At 29.7% G+C, this 14495-nt stretch carries 14 protein-coding genes and 1 pseudogene; 6 read left to right on the top strand and 9 right to left on the bottom strand.

Annotated elements, in window-relative coordinates; all coding sequences use genetic code 11:
• Positions 1–6: 6 nt before the first annotated feature.
• Both AGR56_RS14690 and AGR56_RS14685 read right to left on the bottom strand, forming a co-directional pair.
• Positions 7–1185, bottom strand: coding sequence for an ABC transporter permease (locus AGR56_RS14690; protein WP_053242855.1), 1179 nt, complete (start codon positions 1183–1185; stop codon positions 7–9).
• Positions 1175–1912 (bottom strand): ATP-binding cassette domain-containing protein, encoded by a 738-nt coding sequence (locus AGR56_RS14685; RefSeq protein WP_053242854.1) that lies wholly within the window; start codon positions 1910–1912, stop codon positions 1175–1177. Before AGR56_RS14685 ends, AGR56_RS14690 begins: the two co-directional genes overlap by 11 nt.
• A 297-nt stretch (positions 1913–2209) precedes the next feature.
• Between AGR56_RS14685 and AGR56_RS20825 the strand changes: the two genes are divergently transcribed.
• Positions 2210–2374, top strand: coding sequence for a hypothetical protein (locus AGR56_RS20825; protein ID WP_198150062.1), 165 nt, complete (start codon positions 2210–2212; stop codon positions 2372–2374).
• 423 nt (positions 2375–2797) lie between these two features.
• Here AGR56_RS20825 and gyrA read toward each other — a convergent pair whose 3' ends face one another.
• The 7 genes from gyrA to dnaA all read right to left on the bottom strand — a co-directional run bounded on the left by gyrA (position 2798) and on the right by dnaA (position 11568).
• Positions 2798–5245: a DNA gyrase subunit A gene (gyrA, locus tag AGR56_RS14680; RefSeq protein WP_053242853.1), complete on the bottom strand. Its 2448-nt coding sequence runs from the start codon at positions 5243–5245 to the stop codon at positions 2798–2800.
• Positions 5246–5282: 37 nt separating this feature from the next.
• Positions 5283–7196, bottom strand: a complete 1914-nt coding sequence (gene gyrB, locus AGR56_RS14675; protein ID WP_053242852.1) for a DNA topoisomerase (ATP-hydrolyzing) subunit B — start codon at positions 7194–7196, stop codon at positions 5283–5285.
• Between the two features lie 23 nt (positions 7197–7219).
• Positions 7220–7483, bottom strand: coding sequence for an extracellular matrix/biofilm biosynthesis regulator RemA family protein (locus AGR56_RS14670; protein ID WP_053242851.1), 264 nt, complete (start codon positions 7481–7483; stop codon positions 7220–7222).
• Positions 7484–7506: 23 nt separating this feature from the next.
• Positions 7507–8592 (bottom strand): DNA replication/repair protein RecF, encoded by a 1086-nt coding sequence (recF, locus tag AGR56_RS14665; protein ID WP_053242850.1) that lies wholly within the window; start codon positions 8590–8592, stop codon positions 7507–7509.
• A gap of 36 nt (positions 8593–8628) precedes the next feature.
• Complete coding sequence (gene yaaA / locus AGR56_RS14660) at positions 8629–8835, bottom strand: S4 domain-containing protein YaaA (protein WP_053242849.1); 207 nt, start codon at positions 8833–8835, stop codon at positions 8629–8631.
• A 29-nt stretch (positions 8836–8864) separates the two neighbouring features.
• Positions 8865–9965: a DNA polymerase III subunit beta gene (gene dnaN / locus AGR56_RS14655; RefSeq protein ID WP_053242848.1), complete on the bottom strand. Its 1101-nt coding sequence runs from the start codon at positions 9963–9965 to the stop codon at positions 8865–8867.
• 253 nt (positions 9966–10218) lie between these two features.
• A complete protein-coding gene (gene dnaA / locus AGR56_RS14650) occupies positions 10219–11568 on the bottom strand; it encodes a chromosomal replication initiator protein DnaA (protein ID WP_053242847.1) in 1350 nt (449 codons plus the stop codon).
• 539 nt (positions 11569–12107) lie between these two features.
• Here dnaA and rpmH point away from each other — a divergent pair.
• From rpmH to jag, 5 genes and pseudogenes are all read left to right on the top strand, one after another.
• A complete protein-coding gene (gene rpmH, locus AGR56_RS14645) occupies positions 12108–12242 on the top strand; it encodes a 50S ribosomal protein L34 (RefSeq protein WP_053242846.1) in 135 nt (44 codons plus the stop codon).
• Between the two features lie 69 nt (positions 12243–12311).
• Positions 12312–12731: pseudogene (gene rnpA / locus AGR56_RS14640) on the top strand (ribonuclease P protein component).
• Positions 12698–12886: a membrane protein insertion efficiency factor YidD gene (gene yidD, locus AGR56_RS14635; RefSeq protein WP_053242845.1), complete on the top strand. Its 189-nt coding sequence runs from the start codon at positions 12698–12700 to the stop codon at positions 12884–12886. The pseudogene rnpA and the gene yidD overlap by 34 nt, the downstream one beginning before the upstream one ends.
• Before the next feature lie 21 nt (positions 12887–12907).
• Entirely contained in the window at positions 12908–13687 is a 780-nt protein-coding gene (yidC, locus tag AGR56_RS14630; RefSeq protein WP_053242844.1) for a membrane protein insertase YidC, read from the top strand.
• 28 nt (positions 13688–13715) lie between these two features.
• A complete protein-coding gene (jag, locus tag AGR56_RS14625) occupies positions 13716–14342 on the top strand; it encodes an RNA-binding cell elongation regulator Jag/EloR (RefSeq protein WP_053242843.1) in 627 nt (208 codons plus the stop codon).
• The last annotated feature ends 153 nt before the right edge of the window (positions 14343–14495 follow it).

Genomic DNA, 14495 nt, shown 5'->3' with positions numbered 1-14495 from the left:
CAAATTTTAGGATCTAAATATAACCTCTTCTTTGCTAAACATATATCTCGCAAACAAAAGAGCTCCTACTATATATACTATCATCCATCCAAAGGTTATTGCAATATGCGTATAATTATGAATTCCAACTAAAAATTCTTTCATAAGGCAGGTTGCGTTAGTAATTGGTATGATAAAATAAAATGTTTCTATACTCTTAGGATCTTTCATCATAACAGCATAAACTAAAACCATTGCTATAATAGTTATAGGACTTAAATAAGTTTGAGCTTCTTTAAAGGATCTTGCATATATGCTGAGTGCAAGCTCTATTGCTCCAAAAACCACTGTTGTAAGTACTGGTAAAATCATTATAAGAATAAAGGTTCCTGCCGATAAACTTAAATCTTTACCATCACCAAACATTCCATTTTTCTGCTTCATTGTAATATAAACTCCAAGAAGTGATGCCAGTGACATTATTATTCCCATAGTACTAATTGCTATAAGTTTACCCCATAAAATTGACATTCTGCTTGCTTTGGTAGTAAGAAGTGGTTCAAGTGTTCCTCTTTCTTTTTCCCCTGCACCCAAATCTACAGAAGGTGCAATTGTGCTTGTCGCACTATAAAGCATTAACAAAAGTGGTATAAGCATAGTTACATATAGAGCAGCAATTCCACCGTCCTTTTGTGTTTCATCTTTTACTATATTAATAGGTGTAAGTATTTGTGGATTTATATCTTTCTTTGAAAGTCTTGAAGCCACTATTTGCTTTGAATAAGCATCAACATAAGAATTTACAACGTCAGAGGCTACCTGCGCATCTGTACTTGAATTATCATAGCTTAAAGTTACTTTTGTATTTAAATCACTCTCTAGTTTTTCATCAAAATCACTTGGAATAGTAACCGCAACTAATATTTTCCCATCTTTTATATCTTTTTTAATATTACTGGATTGAACTATCTTTATATTCTTTTGAGCTTTTAATAACCTTCCAAAATTGCTGTTTCCCTTATCTACTATAGCTACTTTAACATTATTCTTTATATTTTTCTCTCTATTGGTAAATGTACCTAATAGGAGGGATAAAAGTGGTAATAATATAATTGGAATAAGTACACTCATTATTATTGTTTTTCTATCTCTGAACATATCCGTAATTTCTTTTTTAAAAACCAAAATCGTTGTATTAACCTTCATATCTTTCACCTCTATTTATAAGACTTACAAATACTTCTTCAAGGTCACTGTTATTATATCTTCGCTTTAAATCATCTATAGTTCCTTGTTCTATTAATTTTCCTTTATGTATTATAATTACTCTGTCACAAAGTTTTTCAACCTCAGCCATACTGTGACTAGAAAAAATTACAGCTTTATTTTCCTTTTTGCAGTTTAAAATAAAATCTTGAACTATCCTTGCAGCACTTACGTCTAAGCCTGTAGTTGGTTCATCAAATAATACAACAGATGGATTGTGAACAATAGACCTAGCTATAGACACTTTTTGCTTCATTCCTCTTGAGAACTTTCCAACTCTTTTATCTATATATTCTTCCATTTCCAATTGACCTGCAAGATTTTCTATACTACTTTTAGCTTCTTCATCTGACATTCCATTAAGCTTTGCAAAATACATCATGTTTTCTCTTGCAGTAAGCCTATCATAAAGTCCTACATCTCCTCCAAAAAGTATGCCAATCTCACCTCTTGCCTTATCGGGTTCTTTTGCAATATCATATCCATTTACAATGGCCTTTCCCGATGAAATTTTCAGCATTGTAGCAAGCATTCTTAAAGTAGTTGTTTTACCAGCTCCATTTTCACCTAAAAGTCCAACTATTTCTCCATTATTTACATTAAAGCTCACTTCATCTACAGCCTTAACTTTCTTGAATTGCTTAGTGATTCCTATTACTTCTACCATTTTGTTACCCCTTAGGAAACTTTATATCTATATTTTATTAAATAATATAGTTTATTCATAGTACTATAAGTAATTAATAAAATTACTTAAGTCACTTTTGTTAATTCACAGTTCACAATGAAGGATGATTTTTTTCCTTGTACTACCGTGGAAGCGAAGTAGCAATGCTGAAGGAATGATTTAAAAAAGTCCTAATAAATCTTAGATTAAAATGTACTATAGGGTAGACATTATAAAAAGTCTACTCTATGGGGTATTTTTGTGTATAATAAGATAAATAACATTAGGAGAATGCAAATGAGTAATAAAATATTTACAAAAAAAGAATTAGAAATATTATATAAAAATAGATATGTTCCGCCGCTGGAAACCGAAGTTTCCGCTCGACTTGCATGTGTTAAGCACGCCGCCAGCGTTCGTCCTGAGCCAGGATCAAACTCTCAATTTAAAAGTTTGATTTAAGCTCATCGCTTTATATATTAAATAGAATTTCTTCTATTCAAAAGAATTGCTGGTTTACTTAATTCTTCTCTGTTTAATTTTCAAAGTTCAATGTGCTGCACGAGACAGCTTATTTATAATATCATGTTTAATTTGCTCTGTCAACACTTTTTAAAATGTTTTTTCAGAACTCATTAATCACTGTCATCTTGCGACGACGTTTAATATAATAACACTTTTTTTATTTAAGAATATATTATGGCACACCATCTTGTTTAAATATTCTAATATTACTTACTTATTTCTATATTTTTCTTTGAATATCTTGTATTGATACTCTAGGCTAAGTTTATTTCAATAATATTAAAGTTAGCGTGATTTTAACATTGAAATAAGTATTTTATAAAATAAAAAAAGAACTTAAAAATAAGTTCTTTTTTTATTTTATAATTCTGATTCCTCTTCTTCACTATTATCACTGTCTATTTTAGCTATAGCGAGTATCTTTTGATCACCCTTATTTTTCATAAGAGTAACTCCCATTGCATTTCTGCTAGTAGTTGAAATATCCGCTACACTTATTCTTATAGCAATATCTTCACTGTTAATAAGCATCATTTCATCTGTCTCTTTAACCATTCTAGCTCCAACCAAAGGTCCTGTCTTTTCTGTAACTTTATATGTTATAAGTCCCTTTCCACCTCTATACTGACACTTATATTCTTTTACAGCTGTTTTTTTACCAAAGCCATTTTCGCTTACAACAAGTACGCTTTGTTCTTCATCTACTATTTCCATTCCAACAACAAAATCATCTTCATTAAGAGATATACCTCTAACACCACTGGCATTTCTTCCAAGTGGTCTAGCATCCTTTTCACTAAATCTTATTGCCATTCCATTTCTAGTAGCTATAAAAATATCATCATTTCCACTAGTCATTCTAACAGAAACTAATTCGTCATCATCATTTAGGTTTATGGCTATTAATCCACTCTTCCTTATATTGCTATACTGGTTTAAAGAAGTCTTCTTTATAGTTCCATTTTTAGTACACATAACTAAAAATTTATCTTCATCAAATTCCTTAAAATATATTGATGTCTGTATCTTTTCATCTGGATTAAGCTGAAGAAGGTTTACTAAGTTAGTACCCTTAGCTGTTCTTCCTGCTTCTGGAACCTCATATCCTTTTAGCCTATAAACTCTTCCTTGATTTGAGAAGAATAAAATATGATTATGAGTTGAAGTTATAAATATATGTTCTACAAAATCATCCTCTTTTGTAGACATTGCCTGTATACCTCTACCTCCTCTTTTTTGAGCTGTATATGTATCTGCACTTATTCTCTTTATATATCCAGCATGGGTAAGGGTTATAACGACATCCTGTTCTTGTATAAGGTCTTCATAATCTATTTCATTTTCTGCTTTTTCTATGCTTGTTCTTCTTTCATCACCGTATTTTGATTTTATATCTATAAGCTCTTCTTTAATTATATTTAATACTTTAGCTTCATCCATTAATATCGCTTTTAGAGATTCTATTGTTTTCATGAGTTCGTTGTACTCTGAATCTATTTTTTCTCTTTCCAGTCCTGTTAACCTTTGTAGCCTCATGTCGAGTATTGCTTGAGCCTGTTTCTCTGAAAGTGAAAAATTATCCATCAAGCCTTTTTTAGCTTCTTGGGTTGTCTTTGATGATCTTATGAGTTTTATAACTTCATCAATATGATCTAATGCTATTATTAATCCCTCTAAAATATGCGCTCTTGCTAAAGCTTTATCTAAATCAAATTGAGTCCTTCTTCTTATTACTTCTTTTTGGAATGTAACGTAATGTTCCAGAATTTGCTTTAAATTCAGTGTTTCTGGCTTGTTATCAACTAATGCAAGCATATTTATTCCAAAAGTATCTTGAAGTCTTGTGTGTTTGTATAATTGATTTAAAACGATGTTTGCATTTGCATCTCTTTTAATTTCAATTACAATTCGCATTCCCTCTCTATCAGATTCATCTCTAAGATCACTTATTCCATTTATCTTTTTATCCTTTACGAGGTCTGCCATATTTTCAATTAATCTTGCTTTATTTACTTGATAAGGAATCTCAGTAACTATAATTTTCTGTCTTCCATTGTTATCAACTTCAATTTCAGATTTAGCTCTTACTGTTACCTTGCCTCTTCCTGTTTCATAAGCTTCTCTTATTCCTGACTTTCCAATTATTATGCCTGCTGTAGGAAAATCTGGCCCTTTAATCTTCCCCATTAAGTCCAAAATAGTAATTTCAGGATTGCCAATAAGATCAATTATACCATCAATTACCTCACACAAGTTATGTGGTGGTATATTAGTTGCCATACCAACAGCTATACCCGCAGAACCACTTACAAGTAGATTTGGAAATCTTGATGGAAGCACCGAAGGTTCTTTTTCTTCGCCATCAAAATTTGGTACAAAATCTACAGTATTTTTGTTAATATCTCTTACCATTTCCAAAGCTATTTTATCAAGTCTTGCTTCAGTATACCTCATAGCAGCCGCAGAATCTCCATCAATAGATCCAAAATTTCCATGACCGTCCACAAGTGTATATCTTAGGTTAAAATCCTGAGCCATTCTTACTAAAGCATCATAAACAGCTGTATCTCCGTGAGGATGATATTTACCTAAAACATCTCCTACTATTCTTGCACACTTTCTATATCCCTTATCAGGTGTTATGCCTAAATTATACATAGAATATATAATTCTTCTATGTACTGGCTTTAAACCATCCCTTACATCAGGAAGTGCACGACTAGCTATAACACTCATTGCATAATCTATATAACAACTTTTCATTTCTTTGTTTATATCTACTAGTTCAATCTTACCTTCATTTTGCATACTTACACCTCTTTTTTATGTAACCAATAATAAATAACTAAATATCTAAATTTTCAACCTTAGAAGCATTATCTTGTATAAATTGTCTTCTTGGAGCAACTTTATCCCCCATCAAAATTGTAAATGTTTCATCTGCAGCCATAGCATCTTCTATGTTTACTTTCTTTAAAATTCTATGCTCTGGATTCATTGTTGTCTCCCACAGCTGCTCTGGGTTCATTTCTCCAAGACCCTTATACCTCTGTATATCAATATTGCTATCCTTTCCACCAAGTTCGTTTAAAACATTGTCAAGTTCCTTATCACTATAGGAATAAACTTCATTTTTTCCCTTAGCAACTCTATAAAGTGGTGGCTGTGCTATATATACATGCCCCTCTTCTATTAGTTGTTTCATATACCTGTAAAAGAATGTAAGAATAAGTGTTCTTATGTGAGCACCGTCTACATCGGCATCGGTCATTATTATAATTCTATGATATCTTATTTTGGATACGTCAAAGTCCTTTCCTATGCCCCCTCCAAAAGCAGTAATCATAGCTCTTATTTCCTCTGAATTAAGTATTCTATCAATTCTTTGTTTTTCAACGTTTAATATTTTTCCTCTTAAAGGCAGAATAGCTTGAAACTTTCTATCTCTTCCCTGTTTAGCTGAACCTCCGGCTGAATCCCCCTCGACTATATATATTTCACATTCTGAAGGATCTCTCGACGCACAATCTGCTAATTTACCAGGAAGAGCTGTGCTCTCAAGTACAGATTTTCTTCTTGTGAGTTCTCTTGCTTTTTTAGCAGCTTCCCTCGCTCTTGCAGCTACCATAGATTTATCTATAATAATTTTACCTATTTGAGGATTTTCTTCTAAAAATGTACTCACTTTTTCAGCAACAACACTATCTACAATTCCCCTAACCTCACTATTTCCAAGTTTTGTTTTGGTTTGACCTTCAAACTGTGGATCTGTAAGTTTTACGGAAATTACAGCGGTAAGCCCTTCTCTTATGTCATCTCCAGATAAATTTTTGTCATTTTCTTTTATAAAACCATACTTTTTAGCATAATCATTAAATACCCTTGTGAGAGCAGATTTAAATCCTGCTAAATGAGTACCACCCTCAACAGTGTCTATGTTATTGGCAAAAGCAAAAATATTTTCAGTGTATCCATCATTGTACTGAATGGCAACTTCAACAGAACATTTTCCTTCTTTGCTGCCTTCTACATAAATTGGCTCGCTAAATATTGGTTCTTTATTTCTATTAAGATAAGATACAAAGGATTTTATTCCACCTTCATAATGAAAATTATCTGCTTTATCGCTTCTTTCATCAGAAAGGTTTATCTTTATTCCCTTATTTAAAAATGCTAATTCTCTTAATCTTTGTGCTAATACATCATAATCAAATTCTGTTTCCTCGAATATCTCACTGTCTGGTTTAAAATATACTTTAGTACCATGTTCATCACTATCACCTATCTTCTCAAAAGGTGAAGCTACTTTTCCTCTATGGTAGATTTGTTTCCAGATATGTCCTTCTGACTTTACTTCAACTTCACAAGTTTCTGAAAGAGCATTAACAACAGATGCACCAACTCCATGAAGTCCACCCGAAACCTTATACGCTCCTCCACCAAACTTTCCTCCTGCGTGAAGCACTGTCATTATTACCTCTACTGTAGGTTTATTCATTTTATGATGAATACCTACAGGCATTCCTCTTCCGTCATCCGCTACACTTACTGAATTATCCTTATGTATAACAACATCTATATTCTTACAATATCCAGCTAGGGCTTCATCTATACTGTTGTCTACTATTTCATATACAAGATGATGTAACCCTCTGCTGCTAGTACTGCCTATATACATACCTGGTCTTTTTCTTACCGCTTCAAGACCTTCTAATACCTGTATTTGACTTTCATCGTACACTTCATTATTTTGTGACATTAAAATCCTCCTATTCTAAAGTTTTATGGCTCTAAATAAATGACTTGAGACCTTTTACTCAATGTTGATGAAGAAATCGGAGATAAAAATATTTTACTTTTTTTATCCACCTCTGCAATAACAAAAGACTTTGGTGGTTCCTTTGTTATTCTTTCCACGAAACCATCTTCTTCAGCCATCCTTAAAAATTGGCTTGTATCTGCGCTATACATAGTTGTTTCAATATCAAATATTCCTATTATATCTTTTATAGGAACCACAACATTTTCCCCTAAATGCAAAAACATAAAAAGGCCTCCTTAAAAACTAATTAAACTAACTTACCATTTGATATCTCGAAAATTTTAAAGTCTTTTTTTATATAACTTTTTATATCTTCTATTCCAGTACATGTAATTAAAGTCTGTATTTCATCTAAAGCATTCAGTATATATTGTTGCCTTTTAATATCAAGTTCAGACAAAACGTCGTCAAGAAGAAGTACTGGTGCTTCTCCTGTTATACTTTTAATTATTTCAATTGATGCAAACTTTATGGTTAAAATAGCCGTTCTTTGTTGACCTTGTGATCCAAAACTTCTGGTATCAATACCATTAATTTTTATATTGAAATCATCTCTATGGGGACCAACAGAAGTGCTTCCTTTTTCAATATCCTTTTGTCTATTTTTTTCGAACTCACTTTGCAGTTCTTCTGAAGCATTTAATGCATTCTTAATACTAGTAAGATACTGAAACTCTATTTCTTCTTTCTTATCAGTGATATCCATATGAATTAACTTTCCCCTTGCATTTAAATCTTTTAAGTAATTATACCTTTGTTTTATTATATATGCTCCCAATTTACTTAATTGATTATCGTAAACTTCAATAATGCCACTTTTGATAAGATTTCTGTTTTTTAATGAAATATTTCTTTGTTCCAAAACTTTATGATATTGAACAAGGTTGTAATAGTAATTAGAGTTTAATCTAGATAATTCTATATCTAAAAAGCGTCTTCTGTAACTTGGAGAATCCTTCACTATTTTTAAATCTTCTGGAGAAAACATAACAACATTAAAAATCCCAAAAAGCTCTGAGATTTTTTTTAATTTTATTGAATTTATATTAATTCCTTTTTTTCCGCCTTTGAATATTTTTATTTCTATTTTTTTATCAAGGCGTTTTTTACACACGTATAGACTAATATACGATTCATCCTTATCCCATTTTATAAGTTCTTTATCTTTACTAGTACGATGGGATTTTCCTAGGCTGCAATAATATATGCTTTCAAGTATATTAGTTTTTCCCTGTGCATTATCTCCAGTTATAATATTGACATTGCTATTAAAATCTATATCTAAAATATCATAATTTCTAAAATTAACTAATTTTAAATTTTTTATATACATGATAACACCTATATTATATCATAAAGTAATTTAACACTATATAATTTTATAAATTTTATTATCAAACTCTACAGTATCACCCTTATACAGTTTTTTGCCTCTTCTTGTCTCTATTTCATTATTGACTTTTACTTTTTCATTCAAAATATAAAGTTTTGCTTCCGAGCCAAGTGAAACTGCTCCGCACCATTTAAGAAAAGAATCTAATTTTATAAATTCTGAATTTATACTTACTTCTTCCATTTTATTTAATATTCTCCTATTAACAAATTTTAGCTATTAGCTAATCTTACAGGTAAAACTAAATATATACAATTATCATTTTCCTTATTTTTCATTATACAAGGGCTTATGCTGCTTGAAAATTGTATGATAATTTCTTCTTCATCCATTATTTTAAGAACATCAATTAAATATTTTGAGTTAAATGCAATTTGAAGAGGCTGTCCTTGCAAAATTATATTTATCTCCTCTCTTACGTTTCCCAATTGAGAATTAGAAGTTATTACCATTACATCTTCTTCTATATTCAATTTAATAAGGTTTGTATTTCCATCCTTAGCAACTAGAGAGGCCCTCTCTATGGATTCCAGTAATTCTTCACGTTTTGCTATAACCTTTAGATTGAACTCTTCTGGTATTATAGAATTATATTTTATAAACTCTCCTTCGAGCAATCTTGATATTATTTTAGTTGAACCTAAATTGATTAATATATGATTAGTAGTAAATGTGATATTGACATCTCCATCATCTTCCAATATTTTTATCACTTCATTAAGCGTTTTCCCTGGAATTACTGCACTAATAACATCCTCACTATCTAAAAAATCACTTTTTAAAGCTAACCTATATCCATCTATTGCAACTAAATTTAGTTTTTTATTTTTTATCTCAAATAATACACCAGTAAGTATAGGTCTTGTTTCATCTTGAGCTATAGCAAATATGGTTCCTTTTATCATACTTTTTAAAGTTTTTTGATTTATAGTAAAAATTTTATCTTCGCTTATTTCAGGCAAACTTGGAAAATCCTCTGATTGTAGATGAACAAGAGTAAATTTACTCTTACTGCATATAATTTCTATACAATTATTTTCAGTAGTTTTTACTTCTACAGCAGCATTAGGAAGTTTTCTTATTATTTCACCAAATAATTTTGCATCTACAACTATACTTCCATTTTCTTCTATATCCACATTTATTTTTGTTTCTATGCTTAAATCTATATCTGATCCTGTAAGTACTAAGGTATCATTCTTAGCATTTATTAATATACCTTGTAATATAGGCATAGTTGATTTTCCAGTAACAGCTTTTTGCACTATTGATATTGCTTCTTGTAATATATTTTTTTGGCATGTAAATTTCATTTAAAATAAACCTCCTTATTAACATAAATCTTTTTATAATAGGTTAGATATATAAATAATATATAGTAGTAATAGTAGTAGGGGCTGTGAATTTGTTGATAACTTATGTAGCTGTTGATAATCAATAAATTCAGTAAAAAATAACTGTGGATAATTTAATAATAAGTACTTAACGTTATCAACATAATTAACACGAAAAGTAAAAAATAAAAGTATCCACAATTTGTTCATAGCAAATAATAAACATATGTTATTATTTTTGAGAAAATCGTTTAGTTATTTCTTTTATAGTATGCTTTAGTTCCTCATCATCTTTTAATGCACCGGATATTTTTTCATATGCATGAATTACAGTTGTGTGATCTCTACCACCAAATTCCTCACCTATTCTTGGTAGGGACATATCAGTTAATTTTCTACATAGATACATTGCAATTTGTCTTGGGTAAGTTATATTTCTTGTACGTCTTGAAGATTTAAAATCATCTATTTTTATATTAAAGTAACTTGCGACAACATCTTGAATTAATTCTATTGTTATTTGCTTATTTTGTTTGTTTGAAATAATATCCTTTAGAGCTTCAGAAGCTAAATCTATGCTTATTTCTTTATTTGTTAATGATGAAAAGGCTACTATTCTTATAAGAGCACCTTCAAGTTCTCTTATATTTGACTTTATATTTGTTGCTATGTATACCATTACCTCGTTTGGGATGTCTAATTTTTCAACGTCAGCTTTCTTTTTTAATATTGCTATTCTAGTTTCAAAATCAGGTGGTTGTATATCAGCTATAAGGCCCCATTCAAATCTCGAACGCAGTCTATCCTCAAGCGTAGGAATTTCCTTAGGAGGTCTATCACTTGATAGGATTATTTGCTTATTATTTTCATGAAGTTCATTAAAAGTATGGAAAAATTCTTCTTGAGTACGTTCTTTACCCGCAATAAATTGAACATCATCAATTAATAAAACGTCGACATTTCTATATTTGGTTCTAAATTCAACATTTTTATCATCTTTTATTGAATTTACAAGTTCATTTGTAAATTTTTCAGATGAAACATAAACAACTTTAGCTTTAGGATTATTTTCAAGTATATAGTGTCCAATGGCATGCATTAAATGGGTTTTGCCAAGTCCAACTCCTCCATATATAAATAAGGGATTATAAGCTTTAGCAGGGGCTTCGGCAACTGCTAAACAAGCGGCATGGGCGAATCTATTGCTATTTCCAATGACAAAAGAATCAAACTTATATTTTGGATTAAGCATAGTTGAAGTATCCTCTGAATTATTAGAAGAATCTTTAGACTTGATATTTTCATTATTTTCTTCAATATCAATAGTTTCCTCTGAAACAACAGAAAATATTAAATCATATTTTTTAGTTGTTATTATTTTTAGTGAGTTAATTATAAGATCTTTATATCTATTTTCTAAAATTTCTTTAGTAAATTGATTAGGAACACCAAAGCGTATAATATCTTTGCTTATAGATATAGGAGTAATACTTTTTATCCATGTGTTGAAACTAACTTCGGTTAACTCTCCTTTTATTATTTTTAGGGTTTTTTCCCATAATTCTTTCAATTGGGGTCCCATAGTAATCCTCCAGTCTAAAAAATTTTAAACATAATTAATTAAGCATAATTAAATTATTAACACACATATAAACAGAAAATATAGTCTATTGTAGGTTGTTGACAAATATATTATAAAATATTCACATGTGTATAATTATGTTATTAATATTTTAAGTATAAAAGTTATTAACAATAAAAAAATATATATATATTAACATATAAGCAATGAATAAAATGGCATTATATGTGCAAAAATAATATTGTATATGTAAAATAAAGAAAAAAAATAAGTTATCAACAAGGTTATCCACAAATTGTGTATAACTTTATTATTAAATAAGTTATTAACAGTTCATCAATAATAATAACAGAACGGAATAAGCTATTCAAGAAGTTATCCACAAAAATATTATGGTAGTACAAAAAATTATTAACAAAATCCTTTGTCTTGACATTGAATAAAGGTGAATATATAATTATAAAGTAAAACTTTAATTTTGAAATATCGTATTTTTTATAAATAAGATAATAGTATACCTTTAAAGGGGGTGCATAGTAATGTTTATGACATATCAGCCTAAGAAAAAACAGAGAAAAAGAGAACATGGTTTCAGAAAAAGAATGAGTACTTTATCAGGAAGAAAAGTTCTTAAAAGAAGAAGAAATAAAGGAAGAAAAAGATTGACAGCATAAGGGCCGCTTTTGTGGCCTTTTTCTGCAATTTGCGGAAAAAAAAGGAGTTATTATTTTAAATGAAACAAAATGGTATAAAAAAAAAATGCTGAATTTAGAAAAGTATATAAAAAAGGAAGATCTTTTTCTAATAAATTATTAGTATTATATATGTACAAAAACAACGATAATAAAAATATAAGTAGAATTGGAATATCTGTCAGTAAAAAAGTAGGTAAAAGTGTAGTTAGAAGTAGGGTTAAGAGATTGATTAGTGAAAGTTATCGTTTGAATAGTGATAAATTTAAAATTGGTTATGATTATGTAATTATAGCTAGAGTGGCTTGCAATAATAAAACTTATAAAGATGTTAATAGTTCACTTTTGGAGTTGTTTAATAAGGCAGGCTTGATAATTAATGATGAAAAAATTATAATTAAATTCATAGAATTTTATAGAAAATGTTCTTCTTCCCAATGTTTAGAGGACTATCCTCAGCTTTTTTTATAAGAGGACAGCATGTTTGCAAATATTCGCCAACATGTTCTGAGTATGCTATAGAAGCTGTAGAAAAGTACGGAGCATTAAAAGGTAGCTTAATGGCTATAAAAAGAATTTTAAAATGTAATCCTTTTTCTAAAGGAGGATATGATCCCGTCAAATAATATTAGGAGGCTTTTAATTTAATGAAAATAGAGTTTTTGAACAATTTGTTTGTTCAATTTTTTAATAGCATAAATAATGTGATTTTTAGTGTTGTTCCTGATAAAAATTATTCATATGGTCTAGCAATTATTACACTTACAATATTAATAAAAATAGTGCTTATTCCATTGAATATAAAAATGATCAAATCCAATGTTGGTATGACTGAGTTGCAGCCAATAGTTAAGGAATTACAAAAGAAATATAAAAATGATCCTCAAAAGCTTCAACAAGAAACTATGAAACTTTATAAAGAAAAAAATGTAAGTCCTTTTGGTGGATGCTTGCCTATGCTTATACAATGGCCTATATTAGTAGCACTTTATTATGTATTTTATAGTTTACATATAAAGGGCATAGGTTTCTTATGGATTTCTGATTTATCTCAAAAGGCTACATTTAGTAATTGGACTACATGGATATTACCTATATTATCTGGTGCAACAACATATTTTTCTGGAATATTATTAACACCTAAAAATGCTGATGCGGCACAAGTTAAGCAGTCAACAACTATGAATATTGGTATGTCTATAATGCTTCTTTGGATGAGTTGGAATTTTAGTGCAGCTCTCGTTCTATATTGGGTTGTAAGTAACATATTTCAGTTTGCTCAAACTAAGGTAATAATGGCATTAGTTTCTAAGAAACCTGAAGAGTCTAATATAATTACTGAAAGTGGAGTGGATAAGGCTGTAGGTGTTGATTCAATTGAAAGTCCAAAGAAAAAAAGTAAGAATAAAAAACAGGATAAAAAATAGTTTTGTATGCAAGGGGGGATGTTGAATTATGAAGAGTATTGAATCTGTGGGAAAGAATATTGATGAGGCAGTTAAAAATGCTTTATTAGAGCTTAAGACAACAGAAGATAGAGTTAAAATAGAAGTATTAGATGAAGGAAGTAAAGGAATTTTAAATATAATAGGTAAGAGAGAAGCTAAAGTTAAGGTTACCTTAAAAAAAGATTATACTTCAGAAGCTAGGAAGTTCTTAAAAAACATATTTAGTGATATGGGCATGATGGTTGAAACAAGAATTAAGGAAACAGATAACTGTTTAAAAATCAATCTTTCTGGACACAATATGGGATTAATTATAGGGTATAGAGGAGAAACTCTTGATTCAATTCAATATCTTGTTAGCTTAGTTATAAATAAAGGTAATGATGGCGAATATAAAAGAGTTATAGTTGATACTGAAAATTATAGAGCAAAGAGAGAGGAAACTTTAAGAAGGTTAGCTAATAAAATTGCTCATAAAGTTAAAGTAGAAAAAAGATCTTTTGTACTTGAACCTATGAACCCCTATGAAAGAAGAATTATTCATGCTGAATTACAGAATGATAAAGATATAACTACTTATAGTGAAGGGGAAGAACCGTTCAGAAGAGTTGTAGTTGATTTGGAGAAATCTTAGAGTTTTGACAGGGAAAGCCTTTTAAGGCTTTCTTTTTAATTAAAGTGATTTTATTACAAATATAGAAGGGAGGAATAAGGGCTGATATAAAGTTTATCAATTTAAACTTTAATAAAGATAAACTTAAATTGTTAAAGTTTATTAATGGCCTTT

This window comes from Clostridium sp. DMHC 10, from assembly GCF_001270375.1.
Classification (GTDB): domain Bacteria; phylum Bacillota; class Clostridia; order Clostridiales; family Clostridiaceae; genus Clostridium_S; species Clostridium_S guangxiense.
This window is presented reverse-complemented; position numbering and strand designations above follow the sequence as displayed.